Below are 25,011 nucleotides of genomic sequence, written 5' to 3'. Positions count from 1 at the left end.
CAGCGCAAACAAAAACAGCGTCCTGTGGACGCTGTTTGGCATTGTTTATTACCGTGCAGTTTATTTCTGGCCGCGAACCTGGCCAGCAACAAATTCAGTGGTGAACCAGGCGGTGGCGACAAAGAAAGCCGGCACAATAAAACCACTCAAAATCTGGGACTCAATGCTGGTATCCAACCGGGCGTACTGGCTTACCAAAGTCTGAAAAAATCCGACGCCTGAGTCCGTTGGCAGGTAACCCCAAATAATAAAAAATGAGCAGAAAATAACGCATAACATGCGTAGAACGAGTTTGGTATCCATAGTGCTGTGCCCGGTTGCTGAATTCAGCGGCAATATATGCTCAAGCAAATTAAAAATGTTTGAACTTGATCAAAAAATCAATATCTGAGTTTTTGAAATTAAACGGCTTTTTCCGGTTTTTAAAACAACGGGGGCAATAGCACTGAAAAGCTGAACAATCGCGGCTTTTTTCCGCATTGTGCGGCAGTTTTATCCCGGATTAATGGTCGATAAGATCGAAAGGACGTTGACGATCTACCCACACAAAAAGCTGCTGCAGATCGCCCTCCAACCAACGCTGAATATCGCCGTTTGCTTGTCGATCAATTGTCAGTAAGCACCATTGGCGATTAAGCCTGTCGCTATATAGCTCTCGCCATTGGCTGAACTCATGTTTAAGCACTGGATGAGGGACCTTGTTGGAGCGGGCCTGCATACCAATACAGGCGTGCAATCTCAACCCTAACCAAAGCAGTGATTGCCAGTCACGCATATCTCTGGCGGTGGTATTGGGTTCAAGCTGCATATAGCCTATTTCCTGGCTGAGTTGCCGCAGTGCAGCGTGGGCCTGCCACTGCAGTGGACTATTGTGCTCGCCTCTTTCAATAGCCTCCAGCCACAGGGTCTCCAGCTCCCACCATTTGTCCACATAGCTGTCAAGCCAGCGGCGGGTCCAGCTGGGAATAAACAGATGCATAGCCAGAAATGCCAGCAGGGCGCCTGTCATGGTGTCCAGTGCCCGGTAAAATGCGATATAGGGGTCGCTGGGCAGCAGCAGAGTGATGGCAAACACCATCATCATGGTCAGCCAGAACACATGGATTTCGTATCTCGCCTTGTAGAAGGTGGCAAATGCCAGAAACACGGTAATGCAGGTGGCATAGTAGAGCCACTGCCCCTGTCCCAGATACCAGATAAGCGACAACGCCAGTATGCTGCCCAGCACAGTGCCGTAAAATCGACTCCAGATACGGGCCTGCAGCTGTCCCAGTGGGGCCACCATGAGCACGATAAATGCGGTCAGCGTAACCCAGTACCCCTGTGGCAAATCCAGCAGTATGACTATGGCTTCGCAGCACATGAGTGTGAACAGGATGCGCAATCCGTGGTGCCATTCTCTGGAGTGGCGACGTATGGCTTTATGCCATTGGGTACGAATACTGTCGGCATCTGACGGCCAAACCTGACTGATGCGATAGCGCCAGCCCGGAGCCGGTGTCAGGCATAGTTGTGCCTGCCTGAGTCTGTCCTGAGCCTGCTGCAATATAGGGTGGTCAATATCTGTGGGCAGGCCGGGTACGGGTTTATTGGCAGCCAGCGCCTCGGCTGCTGAGTGCAGATAATCCGCCAGGGATGCCTGATTGCTGATCTGTAAGCGAATACGGCTGATGACTTCCAGGGTTTCAATCATGGTTAACAGGGTGAAGAGCCTGGCAGCCAGTCGGGTAACCTGAGGTTTATCCGGCATCTCCAGCAGCCAGTGAGACAATACTGCAATGGCTTCATCCAATTGTTCACGCAGGGCCAGTCGTTGGTTGACCTGATCCTGTCCTGCCTGAGCCAGAATTGCACACCAGTCTGCCAGCTTCTGATGGCAGCGACTCAATAACTGCTCCCCTTGATGCTGACTGCGCCAGGGACCAGCTATCACGGCACTGAATACAGCGGTAACGGCACCGAACAGGGAGGAGGCAAAAATAAGTTCAGGTTTTACTCCTGAGTCCAGCAGGTGCAGGGCGCAGATAAAACTGAAACCGGCGTTATAGGCGATGAGCTGAATATATTTGCGTTGGTTCGACGTCAGCCCATACAGCAAGCCGATAACCGCCAGGATGCCACTGCCGAGCAGAGGGTGCCAAAGGCTCAGCAGCGCAAGGGCGCTGGAAAGGCAGCAAATCGCAGCTGAACGACTGAGCAGACTGGCACGTTTCGGGTAGGCCAGGTTTCGCCCCTGAACTCCCACAAGCCAGGCCACAATCAGGGCGTTAACCCCGGCGGCCTGTTGACCCAGCAGGGTAAATAAAAGCAGGCCAGTGACCATGGGCAGGCCAATACGCAGTCCATCTGGCAGATCGGCGCGATCAGGCAGCCAGCCACGAAGGTGCTTCAGAGTAGGGGAGTTCATTGATAAGTCGGGGGGCTGAAAAATCGGGGGGACATTTTACAGAGGTGAGCACAGTGAATTAGTGATCTGCCCTGCGAAATTTGTTCATGATGTGAGGTCGGCAATAAAGCAAAAAAGGGCTGCAGTGCAGCCCTTTTAAGATAAGAGAACTCTCTTTTAACGGGTATTGCTGGTTTTAGAGTAGGAGGTACCTTTGCCGCTTGCCGTGCTGTTTCCACTGACGGTCAGTTTTTTAGCATAGTTGGACAGCACCACAGTGTTGTTGCGCTGACTGGCAGAGATTCCCGATGTACGCAATCTCTCGTACAACACTTTCTTTACGGCACTGGCTGAGCCAAATTCCGACTGGAAGTTGTTGTTTGAGATAGTGGCGTTATTGGTATTGTCGATGAAGATCGCTGGGGTTGAGTTGGCCTGCTGACTGATGGTATTGCCGGTAATAGTCAGGTTTTTGTTGCACTTCATGGTGCTTGGATCATGTTTGATCGCGTTGTAAACCAGAATGGCAGGGCCGTGAAGTTGCTGCACCGCATTGTTTCCCGTGATGGTGACATTCAGGCTGCACTGGGAGTTATGCTCAGCATCTCCACCCATCCAGATACCACCGTTACCGTTGCGACGGATAGTGTTATTGCGGATATCGCCATAAGACGCATTACTGCGGATCCCACGGCCTTTGTTGTGTTGCAGGGTATTGTTTTCAATAAGGAAGCGATTGCCAGAGGTGCCTATGGTAGCGTTACGACTACCAATATAGTCACCGACAACTGAGTTATTCACATTCTTGTTGAATGTCAGACGAATATTGCCATTCCCCAGGCTCTGAATCGCATTGACTGTCAGCGACTTATCATTCTTTTTGGAGTTTGCAGCGTCGTACAGGTCAACCACATCGCCTGTGCTGATGAATTGTGCCTTCTTCTCATTTACATCGACTGTGTTGCCGGATACTCGCAGCAGATCTGTACCACGGGCGAACAGTCCCAGGGAGTCATCAGCATTATGGTCAATAGTGGAGTTTCTGATCTTCAGACCGCCTCGAATCGACTGGAAAATATAACCGCCCGCCGTGCCTGCCATGAGTGGCGCCACTGAGCTGCCAATGCGCTTGCGCTTATAATTCACGTTATTCAGCGAGATATTGCTGCCACCATTCTGCCCCCTTACCGCAACAGCTGGTGCATTGGAGATTTCAATGTTCTGGGCACTGACGTTGGAGCTATTGAAGAAATAGAGCGACTCGCCACCGACTTTAGGTGAAAGGGCGACTTTCAGACTGGAATCGACTCTGTGGTAGTCATACAGATAGCTGCGGGTTGTTTTATCAAGGCCGGACAATTCGTAGCGATTGCCACCAAGGTGTCTGGAGGCGGTGAACTTGAGATCAGACGGCACCTTCTCGTAGGTGACATCTCCCTTGAAGGTCACAATATAGCTTTTATCTGTATTGTCGCGAATGAACTGCTGTGGGGCATCATATCCGGAGTCGAGTGCGATAATAACCGTGTCATCAGACTTGGAGCTGATTGAGTTGCGCTCGAACTTACCCTGGGTAAATGGATATTTATCGTAGGTCAGCGACATATTGTTAATGGCGACTTTGTTACTGCTGTAAAGACTCAATCCATTCAGACCTGACGACGTACCATCATTGAAGCCCACGAACTGCAGCGTGGTTGAACCTATGCCCTGTCCACGAATGGTCATCTGTTTATTCGAGGTCTTACCGGCAACGGCGATTCTTGAGTTGGTAAAGGTAAAGTTAGTGTTGGAGTGTTTACTCTTTACGCTGACAGAGACAGGGTCTTTGAACTTATAGGTACCACTGCCAAACACCAGATCGACATTCTTACTGCCTGACTGGTTAATGGCAAAATTAACAGCGTTTTTCATACAGGCGCTGTTATCAGTATTACCTGTTGTAACTCCCCAGTTAGCCAGAGTGATTTTACAGTAGCTCGACGAGCTGCCTGCACTGCAGGCATTGGGCTGAGAGCATGCCATGGCGGTGTTGGCTAGGGGCAAGCTGAGCAGGGCCAGTATTACTGTGGTCTTCTTCATACCATCTTCCTTTGTAGTTAGTGGCTTGTAATTTATTTTTCACATTTATACTACAAATTAACTGTAACATGACTCTGGCATAATTAAATACTAAAAGGGTTTTTTGTTGGTTTTTGCCTCTAACCAAATAATTAATATGGAGTTAAATGCTTTTTGGTGAGGTTTGCGTGGTTATTTGAGCTTCATTTTGTATGATTTATTTATAACGATTTGTTATATATTTGACCCTATTATAAATAAGAGTATGGGTGGCGGGAGGATTTCGGGGGTTAACGGGGGCAGGCCCCGGACTAATCCGGAGCTCACTGGTGTTATGCGGTCAGGGGGCGTTGGGCGTACTTGGATTGGAAAGTAAAAGGACTCATACGGAAGGTTTTAAAAGCGTCGAACCAACCCAGTGCTACCGGCACCAGTGTCCAGCTGAATGCCAGATATAAAGATCCCTTCAAATGTTGACCCAGATAGAATCTATGAACTCCCAAACCACCTAATAGCAGACCGTACCAGGCGGCCAGTTTTTGGTTTTTGATGCGGATGTTGGGATCCACGCCAGCCAGGGCGTCAAGCCCCATAGCGCAGTGACAGTTACTGCAGGTCAGACAGTTTTCAGCTAAAGCTTGACCACATTGAGGGCACGGATTGGCTTTCACAGTGTTACTCCAGAGTCATGCCAATGATATGTGTCATTGGTCGTGTGGTAGGGTTGGAGAAATTATGCGTACAAGTGTTCGCTGAGATCCAGCTTCGCAGATCACACTATGAAAAAATATTGAACGATTTTGGCCTGATGCTTGTGAATCAATGGATGGAGATTAGAAATGTTTTATAAAGAACGGAGGAACACCTGTTCCTCCGTTTTTTTCCTTAGTCCAGCGTCACTCCCGAGTAGCGGACACCACTCAGGCGCGCCATATCATGGTTCCAGGTCGCCAAATCGTTACGATTAAACTGATTGAGATGATCATGACCACAGGCCCGGGCCATTACCTGCATCAACTCCACCGAGGCGGCAAAGAAGTTGGACAGGCGTTCGGCAGAAGCATCCACATTCAGTCTGGCCCTGAGCTCAGGTTTTTGAGTGGCTATCCCGGCCGGACAGTTGTTTGAGTTACAGATACGTGCGCCCACACAACCTATGGCTTGCATAGCGGAATTGGATACTGCTACCCCATCGGCCCCCAAGGCCATGGCTTTGACAAAGTCCATTGGCAATCGCATGCCGCCTGTGGCAATTAAGGTTACTCTGCCGCTGGCACCGACGCTGTCCAGATACCGTCTGGCTCGGGCCAAAGCGGGAATGGTGGGGACACTGATATGATCCCGGAAGATTTCAGGCGCAGCGCCTGTGCCGCCACCTCTGCCATCCAGAATGATGTAATCTGCGCTGGCGTCCAGAGCAAACTGGATATCCCGCTCAATATGGTTGGCACTGAGCTTAAAGCCCACCGGGATACCGCCAGTAACAGCTCTGACTCTGTCGGCAAAGCGGCGGAAGTCAGCCACAGAGTGAAGGTCTTTGAAGGTTGGCGGGGACACCGCATCATGACCCGCATCTATACCCCGAACTTCGGCTATCTTGCCGATATTTTTGGCGCCGGGAAGGTGTCCACCTGTTCCAGTTTTGGCACCCTGACCACCTTTAAAGTGGAACGCCTGTACCCGGGTCAGCAACTCCTCTTTATAACCAAACATGGCACTGGCCAGTTCGTAGAAATAACGGGAGTTGGCGGCTTGCTCCTCGGGTAACATGCCCCCTTCGCCGGAGCAGATGCCGGTACCGGCCAACTCTGCCCCTTTGGACAGTGCGGTTTTGGCTTCCTCTGACAGGGCACCAAAGCTCATATCCGAGACAAACAGTGGGATTTTCAGCACCAGGGGTTTTTTGGCCTCCGGACCTATCACAAGTTCGGTACTGACCGGGATATCTTCCAGCAGAGGTTTGGTGGCCATTTGTGCCACCATAATCTGAATATCATCCCAGCTGGGCAGTTGAGTGCGGGGCACCCCCATGGCTGTCATACGACCATGGTGTCCCAGCTTGCTCAGTCCCTCTTTGGCCAGTTGATGGATATATTCAACAAAAGGCTCTTCGGCTGTGGCAACCGGCGCAGGAGCCGCATTTTCATCTGAGTGTATTGCCTCTGGTCCCGGGCCTGCCTTTCCTACATCATCGGCTTTGAATCGGGTATGGGTGCCATCGCAAAAAGGGGCATTGCCCGTGTGCTTGCAGGCGCAGAGAAAGGCGTCACCTTCCTGTTCAGCGGTAAAGGCTTTGGGGGTAAATTCGGTACCGGCATGACTGCCATCGCAGTATGGCTGGGATTTGGATTTACCACAGCGACAGAAATAATACTCCTTACCTGCTTCCAAACTGACTTTAATGGGCTTGTTATCTGAGACTATGGGTTTGTCTTTCATGGGCGCTCCGGGAATAACTTTTATTTTGTTGTTTTATTGTTATAGCCCGCTTTTGTGAAAAAGGAATATCCATCTAAAGAGGTACCTCTTTAAAGCTTGATGCAAGTGGGAATAGAGTGTGCCACCGGTATATCAGCGAACTCTTGATTGGTGCGCAGGGCTTTTCAAATGTTAACTGTTCGTTGTAGTCTGTTCGCCACAGCTGACAATAACAAGAATAGCCGGGGAGAAAGCAATGGAAGCGATTACTCAGTTTGTGTCTACGATAAATGGCATAGTGTGGGGCACTCCCATGCTGGTGCTGATCCTTGGTGTGGGTCTGTTTCTCTCCATTGGCCTGAAGTTGATGCCTATTCTCAAGCTGGGTAAAGGTTTCAAGTTGCTGTGGACTGGTCGTATTCCCGATAAAGATAAAAATATGAAAGGGGAGATCAGCCCCTTTAATGCCTTGATGACCTCCCTCTCCGCCACCATAGGTACAGGTAATATTGCCGGTGTGGCGACCGCCATTTTTATGGGGGGCCCCGGAGCCTTGTTTTGGATGTGGTGTACCGCACTGGTGGGGATGGCCACCAAGTTTGCCGAGGCGGTACTGGCAGTAAAATATCGTGAAGTGGACGACCATGGGAACCATGTCGGTGGCCCCATGTATTACATTAAGAATGGTCTCTCCTCCAAGTGGGCATGGCTGGGTACCGCCTTTGCACTGTTTGGCTCCTTTGCCGGTTTTGGTATCGGTAATACAGTGCAGTCCAATTCAGTGGCAGACGCATTGAACTCCAACTTTGGTGTGCCCGGTTGGGTGACCGGCCTGGTGCTGATGGTGTTGGTGGGCATGGTATTGATGGGAGGGATCAAGCGTATTGCCGATGTAGCCGGTAAGCTGGTTCCTCTGATGACAGTTTTTTATATCACAGCCGGTTTGGCTGTGTTGGTGGTCTACGCTGCCGAAGTGCCTGCGGCGTTCGCCCTGGTGATTGAAAGTGCCTTCAACCCGGTTGCGGCACAGGGTGGTTTTGCCGGTGCAGCTGTGTGGGCGGCGATTCGTTTCGGTGTGGCCCGTGGCGTGTTTTCCAATGAGGCGGGTCTGGGCAGTGCGCCCATTGCTCATGCTGCTGCTCAAACCAACAACCCGGTTGCTCAGGGATTGGTGGCTATGCTGGGTACCTTTATCGACACCATTATTGTGTGTTCCATTACCGGCCTGGCGATTGTTGTCTCCGGCGCCTGGACCTCAGGTGAGAATGGTGCAGCGCTGACCTCCTACGCCTTCTCCCACGCTCTGCCTATGGGTAATTACATCGTTGCCATTGCGCTGGCTATCTTTGCCTTTACCACCATTCTGGGCTGGAGTTTCTACAGCGAGAAATGTGTGCAGTACCTGTTTGGTGTTAAGGCGATTAAGCCATTCCGTCTGATCTGGACTCTGGTGGTGCCTCTTGGCGCTGTTGCTTCGCTGGACTTTATCTGGCTATTGGCAGATACCTTGAACGCCATGATGGCTATCCCCAACCTGATCGCACTGGCGCTGCTTAGCCCTGTGGTATTTGAGCTGACCCGCAAGTACTTTAAGAAGCAGAAAGAGGCTGAGGCGACGACAGAATAATCATTTACTAAAAGGAGTGGTCATGGACAGACCCAGGATTTTAATACTGATAACTGCTGGACTGATATTAAGCGGATGTGGTGGAGTGCGCTTCTCGTCCAATTTGGGGGAGTATGGTCAGGCCAGAATTCAATCATCTGTGGTTGATATCTATCAGCAGTCAGAAGTGTTCGAACACAATTATGTTGCGCTGGGTATGGTGGATACGGCCTATTGCGGAGATGAGCGGGATATTCATGAAGGACGGCCAGCCCCTACAGTATCGGCAATGAAGGATACGCTGAGGTTGCAAACCCGTAAGTTAGGCGGCAATGCATTGGTGATAAAAGAGTGCGGTAGTAAAACCTATGCCGGGTGCACTGTTTACAGGGAGTGTGTGGGCCTGGCTTATGAGATTAAAGAGTCTTGAGCTTCCCCAGATGTCGAGAAACAAAAACGGCGCCACAGGCGCCGTTTTTGTATCTGCATTAATCCAGCCGTTTGCTGAATCGCATAGAGGCCAGCACTATACCCAATGCGGTAAAGCCCAGCAGCCAGAGAGCATCTGGCGCCATATCAGCCATATCCCCGCCTCGCAGTACAATGCCGCGGATAATGCGCATAAAGTGGGTGCCAGGTAGCAGCTCGGCGATCCATTGGGCGGGTTTGGGCATGGCTTCGAAGGGGAACATAAAGCCGGATAAGAGGATGGTTGGCAGCAGTACAAATATGGTCATCTGCATTGCCTGCAACTGGGTCCTGGCCAGCGTCGATATCAGGAGCCCCAGGCTCAGACTGGCTGCGATAAACAGCAGGGTACCCATCAGCAGCTGGCCAATATCGCCGTTTACCGGCACATCGAAGATCAGGTAGCCCAACCCCAGAATTATTGCCATTTGCACCAGTCCCACCAGAATATAGGGCAGTATCTTGCCCAACATCAGTTCAAGTGGCTTGATGGGGGTTGTGATCAGCAGTTCCAGATTGCCCTTCTCCCGCTCCCGCACTATGGCTGCTGAGGTGAACAGAATCATGGTCATGGTCAGGATCACCGCAATCAGGCCGGGTACAATATTGACCGCAGATCTCTGCTCAGGGTTATAAAACAGGGCGACTTCAAAAGTAGGGGGCTGGTTACTGCTTTGGCCTGTAATCTGATCCAGCGGCATGCTGCGCAGCTGACGTATGGCACCAGCCACCATGGTATCTGAGCCATCAACCAGCCATTGGCCTATGGTTTGATTGTTGGCCAGACGGCTGGTGAGATCCGGCGGCAGTACCAAAGCGGCGCGTATCTCACCCCGGGTAATCGCGTCTTGCGCCTGTTCGACCAGTGCGTAGTGAGTTTTGACCTCTACCACCTGAGTGACCTTAATCGCTTCCACTATCCAGCGTCCGGCTGCACTGCCGCTTTGATCCACCACCGCCACGGGAACGTTGCGCACATCGGTGTTAATGGCATAGCCAAACAATAGAAGCTGAATCAGAGGGATCATGACCACCATGCCGAAGGTGAGGCGATCCCGTTTCAGTTGGCGGATCTCCTTGGTGACTATCGCCCAGATACGGCTCAGGCTTTCCATGGGGTTGATGTTCATTTGCCAGCCTCCTGAACCGGGGAAGAGGGCAGAGGCTTGCCTGTGCAGTCGACAAAGACATCCTCAAGGTTGGGCCGGACCTGCTCCATCTGTAATGGCTCATTTGCTCCCAGAGTGGCTTGCAGAAACCCTATGGGATCCGCCTGAGCCTTGTCGATTAAAACCCGCAGGCGGTTACCCAACTGGGCAGCACTGCTGACCTCATCAAATGCGGTCAGTCTATCCTTCAGGGCCCTGAGATCATTACCGGCAATCTCAATCACATTGGCCTGCATCTTATCCATCAATCCGAGAGGGCTGCCATCGGCGCAGATCCAACCTTTGTTCATAATCGCCAGCCCATGGCAACGTTCGGCCTCGTCCATATAGTGGGTGGTGACCAGTATGCTGGTGCCCTGTTCAGACAGATCAAACAGCTGCTCCCAAAAGTCCCTGCGGCTCTGGGGATCCACGGCAGAGGTGGGTTCATCCAGAAACAGAACTTTGGGCTTGTTGATACAGGCACAGGCCAGTGCCAGCCGCTGCTTCTGGCCACCACTCATGGTGCCGGCCAACTGATTAGCCAGTTCATTCAGGCGGTAGGTGTCCATCAGCTCTGTAATACGGGAACGAGCCAGATCCCGTGGCAGATTGAAGATCTGTGCCATAAATGACAGGTTTTCACTGACACTCAGGTCTTCATAAAGGGAGAACTTCTGGGTCATATAGCCAATCTGGCGTCGCAGTAATTCCGCCTGTTTGGGGACTTCGATCCCAAGTACCTTAGCTGAGCCTTTGGTGGGGGTAAGCAAACCGGTCAGTATACGAATAGCAGTGGATTTACCACAGCCATTGGGGCCGAGGAAACCGTAAATCTGTCCTTCAGGGACTTTAAGGCTGAGCTCACTGACCGCGGCGAAATCACCGAACTTCTTGGTTAGCCCTGTGGCGTCAATAGCCAATTCCCTGTTCATTATTGTACTCCGGCGGGCAGGCTCACCTGAGCCGGAATGCCTGTAGGCAAGTTGTTGGCGCTGTCATCCAGATCCAGTTCTGCCAGATACACGAGCCTGGCTCTGTCCTGTTCGTTGAGGGCGTAGTAAGGGGTGAATGCCGGCTCTGTGCTTATCCAGCGAATAGTGCCGGAAAAGTCTGTATCCACGCCGTCTACATGGACCGGCAGGCGTTGACCTATCTGCAGGCGGGCAACAAAGGGCTCAGGCACATAAACCCTTGCATAGGGGGCGTTATCGGCCTGAATGGCAACGATGACCGAGCCCAGTGGCACCCGTTCGCCAACGTTGAATGGCAGGCTGTCGAGACGACCGTTACGGGTAGCCTGTACGCTGAGGTCCCCAAGGACCTTCTCCTCCAGCGCCAGTTTGGCTATGGCGGCATCCAGTGCGGCTCTGGCCTGATTGATATCCTCTTCCCGCACGCCGGAAATCAGTTTGCTCAACTGCTCTGAGGCGGACTCCAGCTCAGCTGCGGCCTGATCTCTGACTGCACGGGCTTTATCATTTTCTGCCGGGCTGGCGAGGTTTTCTTTACGTAGCTGGCTGATACGTTTAAAGCTGAGTTCCGCCTCTGTGAGCGCAGCTTTGGCCCGGGCAACATTAGCCTGGGCGGCGGCAATATCCTCCGGGCGCTCACCATTGGTCATTTTGAGCAGGTAAGCTTCAGCTTTAGCGACCTCAGCCCTGGCCATGGCAACCACCGCAGTTTGTTTGCGACTGTCGAACCTGAGCAGCAGCTCTCCTTGTTTAACCATGCTGCCTTCCCGTACCGGCAATTCAGTGACAATCTCGTCCGAGGTGGCCCGCAGCAGCACTCTGTCACGTTCCAGGGTACCCAGTGCCTGAGGTGCTTGCTGCTGGCTACAGGCACTCAGCAGGCAGAGTGGCAATATCATCCAGATTGATTTCATTCTTGATCCCTCGAGAATTGTCCTGAGCTTTACTAGACCAAATTAAATCAGTCGCTTCTGTGAGGCCAGTATGAATTTTGTGCGAAAACGGCCGCAACAGCGGCCGTTCTTATCCTGAGGATGGGATCATTCCCAGTCGTCGAATTCTGTGTCTTCAACAAACTCAGCAATGGGGTCCACAGTGGGCAGGTCTCTGAACAGACGCTGGAAGTGACGTTGAACACCCTTAAGATCGATACCGGCAAGGCCAGTGGCAAAGCCAAACCAGGCATAGAGTCCTGAGTAGTCTTCAAACATATAGGGCAGATACTCAGGCGCTTCGACTATGCCCTGTTTGTGGGCCTGATACAGCACGGGAATATCTTCAATGGCCAGCTTGCCCACAAACAACATGGGGAGCAGCTCAGGCATGCCAGCGGTAATCGCTGCCCGGATAAAGTTGATGTTTTCCACATAGCCACGCACATAGGAGATATCTTTGGTAAAACAAGAACCGCCGGTCACCATACCGCCACGGAACACCCTCTGGGTGACGCGGTAGCTGTCTCTTTCGCTGAGGTTCTGTTCGCGGAAGTGACGGTAAACTTCAATAAAATCAGCTCCGCTTTCCGCCATATCCACGGCTGCAACCCTGTCGCTGATACGACGGGCCCGCCCCGGAGTGGAACTCAGGGTCAGCATTTCCAGCAGTACTGCCAGACCTTCCTGGGTCGCGGCAACTCTGGGGGAGCCAGAGCCCAGCCAGGTAGCCCAGGGTTGGGCACGACCATTGAGCGTGGTACCCAGATGGACCCAGCCTTCGTGTACTTCGTACACGTTCAGGTCGGCTTCACTGAACATGGCCTGGCTGTTGAGTTTAATGGTATCGCCACCGACGGCGGCGTCAGACACGATACCATCGCTCAGACGTACCAGAATATCGTCATTATGAAAGTACTTACTGAGGCGGCGGCTGAGCTCATCTACGGCTTCCGGCGCGCTAATAACTTTTGGGTGTTGCTTATTGATGCGACGGGCTGCGGGCAGGGAAAACAGGTAGCTCAGGCGGTCGCCCAATTGCCTCAGGGTATGACGGTCACCATGCAGTTTGTGTCTGGCTGAACCGTACAGCTGCTGACTGATACAGCCGAACTCTTGCGTGCCCCGTGACAGCAGCAGGTCGACGACAAGCTGGGACTGCTCCAGGTTCTTCACCAGAATGCGCCCCAAAGGATCTTTGGCACCCAGCTGTTTACGTATTGCTTTCTTCAGGGCTTTCAGATCTTCGCGGGTGGTGTCGGGATTAAAGTTCAGCGCCTGGCTTTGATAGAAGTCGGCGTTGATATCCGGCATGCGAGTGCCACCACTGGCGAGAAATTTGGTTTCCTGCTCTCTGGGCCATTTGATGGCATCCAGGATCTGCAATGGTGATTGCAGACGAATAAGTTCGTCGGAGAATGCTTTGAGTTTTTCTTTGTATGCCTGTTCAACCTGTGACATGTAAGCGATTCCATTGCTGATTAACTGTGAGGTTTATATCACAGCTTTCAGGCTTTGGAATACAGGTTTTAAACGGCAGATCTGAGAAGGTGTTTGGGCCGGATTTTCCGGCCCCGGGGGAGCAGCTTGATCAGTCGTCCAGACCCAGCGCTTTGCGCAGTTCACGCTGTTCAAAGTAGTCATCCAGACGGCGCTTTAACTTGCGCTTTTGTTCCATGGATTTTGCAGCCTGAGGGTTAGTCGGCTGGGACATGTCGTCCATTTCGAGATCGTCACCAGCAAGGGAATTAACAATCTGAGGCATGGTAGTTGGCTCCTGAAAACCAAGTAAATAATCTCTTTGCCAAGTCGCAAAAGAGTGGGTGAAGTTTCGGGGCAATTTCTAACGAAAAAGTTTTTTGGAGAAAAGCAAAAAATGACAAAGGTATGAGACTTGATGTTGATTCTTTGAATTCGTTCACAATAGTTTCATTGAGGATTTCACACTCAGGCCAAGAGGTGAAAGAGTAGAAAATCACCCTGAGGTCAGTAGCTGTGCTGCTCACTGCAAAAGCTTGCTGGATTCGGTGAGATTCTGCTTGCCAAATATGGCACGATAGACAAAGATTCGCCCTTTGGCGTACGACACCATTCAAGGCGTCAAAGTGACCCGCTCAGGGTCAATGACAAGCGCTCCTTCGAGCGCTACGGTTTGATAATTCTTATTGAGCTATATTTCATGAAAATTGGCATTTTGTCGCAGCATCCGGAACTTTACTCTACCCGTCGACTGGTGGAGGCTTGTGAATCACGTGGCCATGAGGCCGTGGTGATCAATCCATTGAATTGCTATATGAACATCAATTCGGTGCAGCCGACAATTCACCTTGAAGGGGAAGATATCGGCCATTTTGACGCCATCATTCCCCGCATTCACGCCAACATCACCTTCTACGGCTGCGCACTGGTGCGTCAGTTTGAGATGATGGGGGTGTATGCCATCAATGATTCTATTTCCATCTCCCGCTCTCGTGACAAACTGCGCGCGCTGCAGCTTTTGTCCCGCCAGAACGTGGGCATGCCTATTACTGGTTTCGCCAGCAAGCCGGATGATATTCCGGATCTTATCAGCATGGTGGGCGGCGCTCCTTTGGTGATTAAGTTGCTGGAGGGTACTCAGGGTATTGGCGTGGTGCTGGCAGAAACCAAGAAGGCGGCGGAAAGCGTTATTGAAGCCTTCCTGGGACTGAAGGCCAACATCATGGTGCAGGAGTACATCAAGGAGTCCAACGGCAGCGATATTCGCTGTTTTGTCGTGGGCGACAAGGTGGTTGCTGCCATGAAGCGACAGGGCCCGGAGGGGGATTTCCGCTCTAACCTGCATCTTGGCGGTACAGCTGAAAAGATCAAGATCACCCCGGAAGAGCGTAAAACTGCTGTTGCGGCGGTGAAGGCTATGGGCCTGGGCGTTGCCGGTGTGGATATTCTTCGCTCAGCGCGTGGTCCTCTGGTATTGGAAGTTAACTCTGCACCGGGTATTGAAGGTATCGAGAACGCGACTGGCTTGCCGGTTGCCGAGAAGATTATCGAGCACATTGAGAAATCTGTAGCGGCCCGCAAGAGCAAAAAAACAGTGGCCTGATCGCCCTGATACTCAATATGAAAACGCCCGGCCTGTCCGGGCGTTTTACTTTGGCGAAACTAACATCAATCAGGGCTCTGCAAGGCACTAACACTGCATTGTGTGCTTGGTGTCATATTTCAGAATTTGGTAATCTAATACCAATCCGCATAGGAGTTTAGTCACTCAGCGAGAATTTAAAGGCGTGGAGACAATCGGAGCGAGCGAAGATCTATCGGGATAAATCAAGAGAGCTCTGGGCGGTATGCGCGCCTTTAAAACTCGCCCTTCGGGAGCCTGTCAGCCACACGATTACCGCCCCAAATTGTCTAGTCATAGAACCACTATGTCGTCACCAATTTGGATTGTACTCGAATGGCTGACATGGCTCTGATGAGATCAATCTTCTATGCGGATTGGTATAACGTCAGTCAAAGAGTTGATGGCCAATGGCCAAAGTTGGAGTCTTAAATGAAGTGTCATCGTCTGAATGAATTGATTGAACTGTTGCAACCTGAGTGGCAGAAAGAGCCTGAACTTAACCTGATGCAGATGATAGGCAAATTGGCTGCAGAGGCGGGTTATCAGGGGAAACTGGAAGAGCTGAGTGATGATGTACTTATCTATCACCTGAAGATGCGCAACATGGGTGACGATGAGATGATCCCGGGTCTGGCCAAGGATTATGAGCCAGATTTCAAAACTGCGATTCTGCGTGCGCGCGGGATTATTGATTAATCGCCGCATATACAAAAAAGCGAAGCCATTTGGCTTCGCTTTTTTGTTGGCGATTTGATATCCGGTTCAGAACAGACCTGTGATATTGCCGTCGGCATCCACATCGATATTCAAATAGGCTGGCTTGAGTCCCAATCCCGGCATTGTCATAACTGCACCCATCAGCACGGTAATAAATCCCGCGCCGGCGTTCAGCTTTAGCTCTGTCACCGGAATAGTGAAACCACCTGGCACACCCTTGAGCTTGGGGTCATGACTGATAGACATAGGGGTTTTGGCCATACACAAAGGCAGTTTATCCAGATTCAGGGCTTGCAGACTGGCCAATTGCGCTCTGGCTTTGTCTGACAGCTCGACACCGGCAGCGCCATATCCTGCCTGAGCCAGTTGATTCAATTTATCTTCAAGTGGCAGCTCAGTATCGTACAGAAACTTAAACGCCGACTCAGTCTCTGCTGCTGCCACTACGGTCTGTGCCAGAGCTTTGCCACCGTCAGCGCCCTTTGCAAAGGCTTCACTGATTTCACAGCCAAAGGCCTTGCTTTGCTTCACTTTGTCTTTCAGCCATTGCAACTCTTCATCTGTGTCTGTGGGGAAGCGGTTGATGGCGACGACCACAGGTACTCCATACTGACTGACATTATTGATATGCCACTCCAGATTGGCGTAGCCGGTATGAAGTCTGGCGGTGTCCGGTGCGCTGATATCCAGTTCTGACTCAAGACCAGAGTTGGCTTTCAAGGCTTTAAGCGTGGTCACCAATACGGCAGCCGCGGGGGCGTCACCGGACTCGCGAACCTTTATATTACAGAACTTCTCAAACCCCATATCTGAACCAAAACCGGCCTCAGTAACCACATAGTCAGCACAACGCAGTGCGATTTCATCCGCCAGAATAGAGGAGTTGCCATGGGCGATATTGGCGAAAGGCCCGGCATGAACCAAAGCCGGTGCGCCGGACAGGGTTTGCATCAGAGTCGGCTGTACTGCCTCAGCCATCACGGCGGTCATGGCACCGGCTACTCCCAGCATTTCTGTGGTGACAGGTTGGCCCGAGGTATCCAGTGCCAGCACGATTCTGCCCATACGCTGGCGCAGATCTGCCAGGGAACGGCTGAGCGCCAGAATCGCCATCAACTCTGATGCCGCAGTAATATCAAAGCTGGATTCATGGGCATGCCCATTGTTATTACCCAGGCCTACAGTGACCTGTCTCAGGGCACGATCGTTATGGTCCATCACCCGATTCCAGAGAATCTGCTGCGGATCGATATTCAATGCCTGCAAGCCGGTTTTATCAAAGAAGGTTTTGGCACCCAGGCGGGTTTCATGGTGCAGACGGGAGTCCAGTGCGGCGGCTGCCAAATTGTGGGCTGCAGTGACTGCATGAATATCACCGGTAAGATGCAGGTTCAGCTCCTCCATGGGCACCACCTGAGCATAACCACCCCCTGCAGCACCGCCTTTAACCCCAAATACGGGGCCCATACTGGGCTGGCGTATACAGGCAGCAACCCGTTTACCTATGGCCTGCAGAGATTGAGTCAGGCCAATGGTGGTGACCGTTTTACCTTCACCAAAAGGGGTGGGTGTGACGGCGGTGACAATAATGAGTTTGCCCTTCGGGGAGTCGGCCAGTCGATTCAGCGCTGATAATTTGATTTTTGCTTTGGCTGGGCCAAATGCGACCAGTTCGTCTTCCTTTAACCTGAGTTTTTGGCCAATGGCCGTGATAGGTTCCAGTGTGGCTTGCTTTGAAATCTCAATATCGGTCAGCATTCTGTCGTGCTCTCTTGGATGGGCGCTCAAAGGTGGCGTAATCTTAGATTAACTCAAGGTTTCTCACCCTGCCTAAAATGCAAAGTGTGATTAAACACTGTGTTTCGGTGGGACATAAAAACAGAGGGTCGGCAATGCCGACCCTGATTATCTGAAGTATCAGTTTAGATACCTTACCGAGCCCGTCAGATGAGGACGGCGGCCGCGGCCATCCCTGAGTTCAAATCGCTTACCAGCTGATTCTGGCTGGTCAATGGCGCAGAAGGTGACATCTGCCGGCATAAACAGAGGCAATTTGAAGGTCACATCCACCTCAACCGGGCGGTCTCCAATCTCCTCGTTCATGGCGGCAATACAGCGAGCTTTAGACCACATGCCATGCACCAGTACACGATCAAAACCAAAGCGTTTGGACAATACCGGGTGAAGATGGATCAGGTTGTAGTCACCGGACGCTTTGGCATAACGGCGGCCGAGATCTTCACTTAGTTGCCACTGCTGTGGGTTGTCCCAGGCCATATTGTCCCCCTTGGGCGGACGGCTGCGCTTTCCTGGCTTCTCGATACGATAGAGGTAAGTGGAGACTGACTCCCATACCAGTTCTTCACCAACCCAGACCTTGGAGAAAAGGTCGAATGTCAGTCCGGTTTCGGTCTCTTCACTCCCAGCCAGAGCACATTCGATACGAAAAGTCTCATCGATCTTCAGTTGGCGATAACTGGTAATGCGGTTACGCAGGTGGATCATTCCCAGCAATGGGAAGGTGATAGCCGGGTGGGTAAAAATCAGAGCCTGCAGGCGGAACACCAGTACATGCATATAGGTCATTGGCAGTTGTTCGCCATCAAAGCTATATCCACATACATTGGCATACTGGCTGACACTGGCAGCTGAAATCGCCACTTTATCGCAACTGACCTGGATGCCGGGCAGAGGTTGCCCATCCCAACCGGGTTTGCGTCCAAAGAAAATTTTGCGATAAAGAGAAAACAGCGATGGCATCGCCTTAAGTTCAACCTGATATTGCATGGTACTGCCAGATGTCGGTTCCGAAACAGGGGCGGGATTATAACCCACTTTTTAGCCAGTAGGGTATCCCTCTGATGGGGAAGGAATAATTGGTATAAACAGGGGGCAAAACCCTCTAAATCACCGTGGTTTAGCGTTAAATTGATAAGCTGGCAGTAAATCCGGGATGGAAAATTCACACCAAGGTATTAGATGCTAAAGCATCCGCAAAGACTCTCCACGGAGAAGGAAATCACTAATACCTGAGCTTTGAAGTGTGACAAACTACTGCCCCTGTAAGAGTGAGAGTTCAATTCGTGCAAGACAAAAATTTCGACAGCCTGGCAGGGAAGTTTGCCAGAAACATCTATGGAACCCGTAAAGGGGAGATCCGCGCAGCGGTTTTGTGGCGGGATTTGACCGAAACCATGCCAGCTATTCACTCGTCCAGGTTACGTGTACTGGATGCAGGTGGCGGTTTTGGACACCTGAGCCAAAAGCTGGCTGCACTGGGTCATGAGGTGGTTCTGTGTGATATCTCGGCTGAGATGTTGGCGCTGGCAAAACAGCAGATAGATGCCTGTGATACCGAGTTGAATATCAAGCTGGTGCACAGTGCCATTCAGGATCTTAACCCGGCTGAACTTGGCCAGTTCGATCTGATTCTGTGCCACGCTGTCGTCGAGTGGTTGGTGGATGCCAAATCCACCATGGCGGGGCTGCTTAAGATGCTCAAGCCCGGTGGTTCTTTCTCTTTGATGTTTTTCAATCTTGAAGCCATGCGCTTCCATGCGCTGATTTCCGGCAATTTCGATTATGTAAAAGCAGACTTCAAGATTAAGAAGAAGGTGAGGCTAACGCCGACCCATCCGTTGACGCCTGATACAGTACTGGATTGGTTTGCTGATTGGCAGCTGTCGCTTGATTGTCGTTCAGGGGTCAGGGTAATTCATGACTATTTGAAAAAGCATTTGCCGCCTGATTTTGATAACACCCAACTACTGGAGATGGAGCTGATCTATTCCCGTTACCCTGCATACCGGGATCTGGGACGTTACGTTCATTTCATGGGGCACTCTAGGGTCTGTTGACCTTTGAAGATGGTTTTTGCAGCTCTTTGTCGTTGTTTTATACAAAGCAACGCGATTGCGGTGTAGTTGTTCTACATAAATGAGCGTTAATACAGTAGAAAGCGACGACAAACGCTGCCCGAAGGGCTCGGCTATACGCGCTTTACTCTTTGTTGCAAGGTATTTGCTTAGGCCCACTAGGCGGCACACCTTGCGTCGCGATTAAAGCGCGTCTATCTCGAGCAAAATTCAACCATGAAAGGTCAACAGACCCTAGTTAATCTAGTCGCCGAAGAGTTCAATGTCGTTGTCGCCTCCGGTAACTTTAACGCCATCCAGATACTCTTTTTCTTCGAGTATGGTCAGTTCCACTGGCTCGGAAGATAGACGCTTAACTTTGGCTTTTCCGGTCATGGGGTGGAACATAACTTTTCTGGGCCAGATTCCACCCACATCTTCAGCAATGATCTCTATACCTTCGGTGGCAAGATACTGACGGACAAACTCAATGTTGGACTCTCCCACATTGATGATGGACATGCCGCCCAGTTTAGCGCCGCCAAAAACCTTGGCCTGCAGGTTACGACGCTGGCCACCGGCAGACAGAATAGAGTTAATCAACTGCTCCATTGCCCAGTTGCCATAGCGGCAGGAGTAGCTGGTCAGCTGATGCCAGTCGTCGTGAGCTTTACGTTCAGGAAGCAGAAAGTGGTTGAGGCCGCCAACGCGCATGACAGGATCCCAAATGCATGCTGTGATACAGGAGCCAAGACGGGTGAAGATATATTCGTCCTGGCAGCTGATATAGTATTCCCCGGGATCGACCCGTGCAGTCATACACTCATGTTCCCGGTTCCAATACCTTGGTATGGTCTCAAAGCCTGGGTACACCATGTTGGTGAGGTTCGCCGTCATCAAGCCTCCATGCTTGCGTTATCAATCAAGTATAGACAGGGATAGCGAACCTGCGCCGATTACGGCTAAAGTAATTTGGTCACTTTGACGCCTTTTTCCGCCAGCAGCTCGGGGATTGTGTGCTGCCCCACCAGGTGACCGGCTCCTATGATAATAAAGAGGGGACCTTTAATCTCTTTGTCCGCCAGCATGGTGACTGTGGTATCAGCCATGGTTCGGTTACGTTCCCACAGCAGTATTTCCACAAAGGCTTTTTGTTCTGGCTGGCTCAAATCGCCTTCCATGATAGTCGCAAGCGTCTGGTTATCGCCATCTCGCCAGGCTTGGATAAGTTCAACAATATCATCTGGTTGCTGCTTAATTGCCTCTTCCAGCATCAACCACTGAACATCGTCACTGAATGACGACAGCATGGCGAACTGCTGCTCAACGCTCTCCAACTCCAGTATCGACTTATCCCCCCGTCTTGCAAGAAAGTGGCTGTCAACGCCATGCTCAGGTTGCAGACCGAGCTCCATAAACTGGGCCAGGGTGAGTTGCATCGCCTGTACCCAGGGCGCCAATCCTGCGATTGACTGGCATACCGCTTGCCGGGGTTGGCAGTAATCTGCCATTAGCGCCTTTTGTTCGTCATTGAACTCATTGCGCTTGAGTCCATATTTTCGAATAAGCGGCATCATATCGGCCTTGGTAACGTCTGCCTCAACGACTAACGCTCTGGAGTTATCGAATGCCTGCTCCACCTGTTTGGGCATAGGAAAAAAGTCAGCCTTGCCGATATGGATTGAACCCAGTAGCCAGGCGGTTTGGCCCTGATACTCAAGCTTAAAGAAGGGAGGTTTATCTGTGTCTGCGGCAACGGAGGAGGCAGCATAAAACAGCAGTAGAGCTGAAGTGAGCAGGTGTTTGAGCCGGAAACCTGTGATCATATGTTCCTTCCTATGGTGAAATGATCTGAGCAACTTGGGTATACTGCCGCCCAATATCTAAGTGAATGGAGTTGTTATGCCACACATCAAGGTGCTGGAGCAATTGCAGGAGAACCTGCAGCTGGTATACCGGCAGGCAATCGACGCAGACAATAAACTCAATGCGCTGCAACAGGCAGGTCACGGCAAGTTCCAGGCTGTGTTCAGTAAAGAGCAGGGGTTTAACACCAGCAGTAACCGTTTTCTGCCCTATGTAAAAGAGCTGGCGGAAGAGCTGGAAGAGATGAAGCTGGATACCGAACTGGATCAGCAAGGTCTGCAGTTGATGGTTAAGCGTCTGGCACTGCTGCTGCAAACCCTGCAGGCATTTAAGCGCAAAGCCTGAACGTCTGTCTCGCGGCTGTAATGTGAACGTCATACAGGCGCAATAAACTCGACGGTAAATTCTTATAACCCGTTGAATAATTGTGGCAAAGGATGCGTTAACCCGAGAGTTGGAACAGCTGATTGCTGACGAGTCAGTGGATATAGTGTTCCAACCCATTTTCAATATTAACAGCCAGGAACTCCTGGGGCTGGAAGCATTGAGCCGGGGTCCTGTGCACAGCCCGCTTTATTCTCCTGTGTCCCTGTTTCGGGCCGCTGAGACCAACGGCAGGCTCAGTGAGCTGGAGACCTTGTGTCGCAGACGCGCCCTGTCAGCTTTTTGCCGGGATTCCTTGCCCGGCAAGCTTTTCATTAATATCTCCCCTAAAGCCTTGCTCGACCCCAATCATCCAAGGGGTAAAACTCTGCAATTGCTCAGCTTGCTTGGGATCCCGCCCTCTAAAGTGGTTATTGAGCTGTCAGAGCAGTATCCCGCTGATGATATCGATCTGCTTAAAGAGTGCCTGCAGCACTATCGCAATCAGGGTTTTCTCACCGCCATCGATGATTTGGGAGCGGGCTATTCCGGGTTGAGGTTATGGTCTGAACTGGCACCTGACTTTGTCAAAATTGACCGTCATTTCAGTCACGGCATAGATACCAACTCCGTCAAGCAGGAGTTTGTGCGCTCTATTGTGGAACTCTGCCAGAGCCTGACCTGCAAAGTGATAGCCGAGGGCATAGAGAGCCATGATGAACTGGCTACTCTGAAGCGTCTTGGGGTGCAGTATTGCCAGGGGTATCTGCTTGGTAAGCCCGCAGCCGAGCCAGTACTGACAATGCATGAGAGTTTACCGGTTGGCTTGCCCATCGCCATGCCCAGATATGGGGAGACGGCGCAAAGCCTGTGTGCTCCTGCGGTTGCCCTGTCCGCAAACTGTAAGCTCAAAGAGGCGGGACAGATGTTTAGCCGACAGCCTGGTCTGCAGGCGTTGGTGGTGATGCAACAAAGTCGGGCTGTGGGCCTTTTGTATCGTAATCATCTGCTGGAGTTGTTCAGTACTCCCTACGGACGAGCTCTGCATGAGAGCCGACCTCTGCATGAGGCGATGGATGGGGATGCATTGCAGTTTCAGGCTGGCACACCTTTGTCGTCAGTCAGCCAGTTACTTACGGCAGACAGTGAAACCGTCATTGCTCAACAGTTTATTATCCTCCGGGGAGAGGAGTTGCTGGGCGTCGGGCATACCCGGGATCTGCTGCAACGCATTACCGATCAAAGAATAAAGCATGCCCGTCACGCCAACCCTTTGACCGGCTTGCCGGGCAATGTGCCGATTCAGGAGGAGCTGCAGCGGTTGCGTCAGATGGAGCTGGATTTTGAGCTGGCTTATTTCGACCTGAATCAGTTCAAACCCTATAACGATGTGTATGGTTTCAGTCGCGGTGACGAAATGATTATTGCGCTGTCAGAACTGCTGCGTAGCCATCAATCTCCCGAGTGCTTTATCGGTCATATCGGCGGCGATGATTTTGTGATGATCTCCACTTCGGCCTGTTGCATACACATATGTCGCGAGGTATTACAGGAGTTTGAGCGAGTCAAAAGTCGTTTCTTCAGGGAGGCAGACTGGCGGGCTGGCTTTATTGAGTCCGAAGACAGGCTGGGCAAACCCTGCAAATATACACTGACCGGGCTGTCAGTGGGTATTCTCACGGCGGAGACTACCCGGGCATGCAGTGATGAAAGCTTGTCGGAATTGGCTGCTGCGGCAAAGAAGCAGGCCAAGCAATCTGAGGATGGTGTGGCGCTTTGGCCAATCGCGGTTTAATACAAAAACGGCAGAGCTCAGGCTCTGCCGTTAGATTGGTGGTCACTTGGGAGGAGTGCCTTCCATACGCGGGGTGATGGTTTTGTTAAACCAGTGCTTCAGCATCTGGTTTTCATACATAAAGGACTCCTGACGTCTGGGTTGGATCCCGCCCAGATAGTTAAGATCCCTGAGTTCCTCTTGACCTGACATAATCACCTGCTGGCCTTTGGTGATCTGGTAACTGAAGGTGATTTTGGGTGGGTAGATATCTTTTAACACCCGAATATCACTGGCACTGGCACCAAAGGTTGGGCGAACATCTCCAGCCAAATCAACATTGGTGACAGTCATCTGCATCTGTTCACCATGAGTCAGTACCTTTCCCGCCAACTTGGCCAGATTCTCTGTCATGGAGTCAAAAGCCCGCTGCTCAAACCTGGACTGTCTCTCTGCGGTGGACTCAATATCTGAGTACTTGTCCGGGTTTTGCCAGGTAATTTTGACAACACCATCCTGGGTGACAGGATTCTCCACTTTTTCATCCGCTGCCATCACACTACCGGTAGCCAGTATGCCTGCGAGGATCAATGCTCTTGTTGCCATATAACAATCTCCTGATTGCGAGTCGTTAGCCTAATAAAAGTTACTGAACTAACGGCATTTTTACTGTAATTCGTTGGGTTGAATTCAATGTACAAAAAGTAACCTGAATCACGGCTTAATACAATCGATATTGCTTATATGGCACAGAGCGAAAAAGGATCAAAACGGGAAGCGATGAGCCAGTTCCGGGTAGGCTTTTTTCAGCATCTTGGGCCGATTATCAAACTTCTTACCCGCAGGTGTCGCCTGCCCTGAGGGAACGAATGGAAGCTCCTTGCCTGTGCGCTCTTCATAGAGCTGACCGGCAATCAGGTCATACTCCTCGAGGAATGGATAGGCATAGTCATCTACAAGCGGAAATTCAGGCAGCTGTGCCAGTGAATCCGGATTGGCAATTATCTTCTCGAACCACTCTTTACCCAGCGAAATAAGGTAACTGCGGAACTCCGCAAACTCATACTCGCTGTCGATCCCTGTCAATACATAAGCGGCTCCCCAAACGCTCCACAAATAGCTGCGACGCATCTGCTGGGAAAAATGTTTGTCAAAGGCGGCCAGTTGCTCATCACTTAACGCGGACAATCTTTGCTTGAGTTGCTCACTGAGCGCGCTGTTTGATTGGGTTAACACGTCACGGCTGACCAGCTGCCAGAATTCGGATTCAGTCATTGCAGAAATACCGGTAAATCGGGAAAACGACATTTTAGCTCGGCAGGGGATGTCGGCCATAGAAAA

The 25,011-nt window shown here is 51.4% G+C and carries 23 protein-coding genes; 7 read left to right on the top strand and 16 right to left on the bottom strand.

The genetic code is table 11. The annotated features are described in order from the left end of the window. Positions 1-60 precede the first annotated feature (60 nt). The 5 genes from L2725_RS12495 to L2725_RS12475 form a co-directional block, all read right to left on the bottom strand. Positions 61-303 (bottom strand): hypothetical protein, encoded by a 243-nt coding sequence (locus L2725_RS12495; RefSeq protein ID WP_115137535.1) that lies wholly within the window; start codon positions 301-303, stop codon positions 61-63. Between the two features lie 199 nt (positions 304-502). Further along, entirely contained in the window at positions 503-2,407 is a 1,905-nt protein-coding gene (locus tag L2725_RS12490) for an FUSC family protein (protein WP_249249262.1), read from the bottom strand. A 156-nt stretch (positions 2,408-2,563) separates the two neighbouring features. Then, positions 2,564-4,468, bottom strand: a complete 1,905-nt coding sequence (locus L2725_RS12485; protein ID WP_249249261.1) for a right-handed parallel beta-helix repeat-containing protein — start codon at positions 4,466-4,468, stop codon at positions 2,564-2,566. Between the two features lie 311 nt (positions 4,469-4,779). After that, positions 4,780-5,118 carry a TM2 domain-containing protein gene (locus L2725_RS12480; protein WP_240317092.1) on the bottom strand — a complete coding sequence of 113 codons (339 nt, stop codon included), beginning with the start codon at positions 5,116-5,118 and terminating at the stop codon, positions 4,780-4,782. 214 nt (positions 5,119-5,332) lie between these two features. Beyond that, a complete protein-coding gene (locus L2725_RS12475) occupies positions 5,333-6,886 on the bottom strand; it encodes a glutamate synthase-related protein (RefSeq protein WP_249249260.1) in 1,554 nt (517 codons plus the stop codon). Between the two features lie 235 nt (positions 6,887-7,121). Here L2725_RS12475 and L2725_RS12470 point away from each other — a divergent pair, with 235 nt between their 5' ends. Both L2725_RS12470 and L2725_RS12465 read left to right on the top strand, forming a co-directional pair. Then, on the top strand, positions 7,122-8,492 hold the full coding sequence (locus L2725_RS12470) for an alanine/glycine:cation symporter family protein (RefSeq protein WP_249249259.1): 1,371 nt from the start codon (positions 7,122-7,124) through the stop codon (positions 8,490-8,492). Between the two features lie 22 nt (positions 8,493-8,514). Then, positions 8,515-8,901 (top strand): hypothetical protein, encoded by a 387-nt coding sequence (locus tag L2725_RS12465; protein WP_249249257.1) that lies wholly within the window; start codon positions 8,515-8,517, stop codon positions 8,899-8,901. 58 nt (positions 8,902-8,959) lie between these two features. Here L2725_RS12465 and L2725_RS12460 read toward each other — a convergent pair whose 3' ends face one another. From L2725_RS12460 to L2725_RS12440, 5 genes are all read right to left on the bottom strand, one after another. Continuing rightward, on the bottom strand, positions 8,960-10,069 hold the full coding sequence (locus L2725_RS12460; protein ID WP_249249256.1) for an ABC transporter permease: 1,110 nt from the start codon (positions 10,067-10,069) through the stop codon (positions 8,960-8,962). Next, positions 10,066-11,022: an ABC transporter ATP-binding protein gene (locus L2725_RS12455; protein ID WP_249249255.1), complete on the bottom strand. Its 957-nt coding sequence runs from the start codon at positions 11,020-11,022 to the stop codon at positions 10,066-10,068. Before L2725_RS12455 ends, L2725_RS12460 begins: the two co-directional genes overlap by 4 nt. Then, a complete protein-coding gene (locus L2725_RS12450; protein WP_249249254.1) occupies positions 11,022-11,975 on the bottom strand; it encodes an HlyD family secretion protein in 954 nt (317 codons plus the stop codon). The genes L2725_RS12455 and L2725_RS12450 overlap by 1 nt, the downstream gene beginning before the upstream one ends. 126 nt (positions 11,976-12,101) lie before the next feature. Then, a complete protein-coding gene (locus tag L2725_RS12445) occupies positions 12,102-13,454 on the bottom strand; it encodes a flavohemoglobin expression-modulating QEGLA motif protein (RefSeq protein ID WP_249249253.1) in 1,353 nt (450 codons plus the stop codon). A 130-nt stretch (positions 13,455-13,584) separates the two neighbouring features. Then, a complete protein-coding gene (locus tag L2725_RS12440; protein WP_249249252.1) occupies positions 13,585-13,758 on the bottom strand; it encodes a PA3496 family putative envelope integrity protein in 174 nt (57 codons plus the stop codon). A gap of 414 nt (positions 13,759-14,172) precedes the next feature. Here L2725_RS12440 and rimK point away from each other — a divergent pair, with 414 nt between their 5' ends. Together rimK and L2725_RS12430 are read left to right on the top strand one after the other, a co-directional pair. After that, positions 14,173-15,075, top strand: coding sequence for a 30S ribosomal protein S6--L-glutamate ligase (gene rimK / locus L2725_RS12435; protein WP_248936523.1), 903 nt, complete (start codon positions 14,173-14,175; stop codon positions 15,073-15,075). Positions 15,076-15,525: 450 nt separating this feature from the next. Next, positions 15,526-15,792, top strand: a complete 267-nt coding sequence (locus L2725_RS12430; protein ID WP_115137545.1) for a YihD family protein — start codon at positions 15,526-15,528, stop codon at positions 15,790-15,792. A gap of 66 nt (positions 15,793-15,858) precedes the next feature. Here the strand turns inward: L2725_RS12430 and L2725_RS12425 are convergent, their stop codons facing one another. Together L2725_RS12425 and L2725_RS12420 are read right to left on the bottom strand one after the other, a co-directional pair. Then, on the bottom strand, positions 15,859-17,571 hold the full coding sequence (locus L2725_RS12425; RefSeq protein ID WP_249249251.1) for a formate--tetrahydrofolate ligase: 1,713 nt from the start codon (positions 17,569-17,571) through the stop codon (positions 15,859-15,861). 159 nt (positions 17,572-17,730) lie between these two features. Next, a complete protein-coding gene (locus L2725_RS12420) occupies positions 17,731-18,573 on the bottom strand; it encodes a MaoC family dehydratase (RefSeq protein ID WP_249249377.1) in 843 nt (280 codons plus the stop codon). 323 nt (positions 18,574-18,896) lie between these two features. Between L2725_RS12420 and L2725_RS12415 the strand changes: the two genes are divergently transcribed. Continuing rightward, complete coding sequence (locus L2725_RS12415; RefSeq protein ID WP_249249250.1) at positions 18,897-19,670, top strand: methyltransferase domain-containing protein; 774 nt, start codon at positions 18,897-18,899, stop codon at positions 19,668-19,670. Between the two features lie 261 nt (positions 19,671-19,931). Here L2725_RS12415 and cheD read toward each other — a convergent pair whose 3' ends face one another. Both cheD and L2725_RS12405 read right to left on the bottom strand, forming a co-directional pair. Further along, a complete protein-coding gene (gene cheD, locus L2725_RS12410) occupies positions 19,932-20,564 on the bottom strand; it encodes a chemoreceptor glutamine deamidase CheD (RefSeq protein WP_249249248.1) in 633 nt (210 codons plus the stop codon). Between the two features lie 65 nt (positions 20,565-20,629). Next, positions 20,630-21,493, bottom strand: a complete 864-nt coding sequence (locus tag L2725_RS12405) for a TraB/GumN family protein (RefSeq protein ID WP_249249247.1) — start codon at positions 21,491-21,493, stop codon at positions 20,630-20,632. Positions 21,494-21,569: 76 nt separating this feature from the next. Between L2725_RS12405 and L2725_RS12400 the strand changes: the two genes are divergently transcribed. Continuing rightward, entirely contained in the window at positions 21,570-21,878 is a 309-nt protein-coding gene (locus L2725_RS12400; RefSeq protein ID WP_115137550.1) for a prephenate dehydrogenase, read from the top strand. Between the two features lie 82 nt (positions 21,879-21,960). Next, positions 21,961-23,691, top strand: a complete 1,731-nt coding sequence (locus L2725_RS12395) for an EAL domain-containing protein (RefSeq protein WP_249249246.1) — start codon at positions 21,961-21,963, stop codon at positions 23,689-23,691. Between the two features lie 42 nt (positions 23,692-23,733). On the opposite strand, the gene L2725_RS12390 is transcribed toward L2725_RS12395, so the two are convergent. Together L2725_RS12390 and L2725_RS12385 are read right to left on the bottom strand one after the other, a co-directional pair. Next, a complete protein-coding gene (locus L2725_RS12390) occupies positions 23,734-24,276 on the bottom strand; it encodes a DUF3016 domain-containing protein (RefSeq protein WP_249249245.1) in 543 nt (180 codons plus the stop codon). 159 nt (positions 24,277-24,435) lie between these two features. Continuing rightward, positions 24,436-24,945 carry a DUF4240 domain-containing protein gene (locus tag L2725_RS12385; RefSeq protein ID WP_249249244.1) on the bottom strand — a complete coding sequence of 170 codons (510 nt, stop codon included), beginning with the start codon at positions 24,943-24,945 and terminating at the stop codon, positions 24,436-24,438. Positions 24,946-25,011 lie beyond the last annotated feature (66 nt).

The organism is Shewanella corallii, assembly GCF_023349125.1.
In the GTDB taxonomy this organism is placed as follows: domain Bacteria; phylum Pseudomonadota; class Gammaproteobacteria; order Enterobacterales; family Shewanellaceae; genus Shewanella; species Shewanella corallii.
This window is presented reverse-complemented; position numbering and strand designations above follow the sequence as displayed.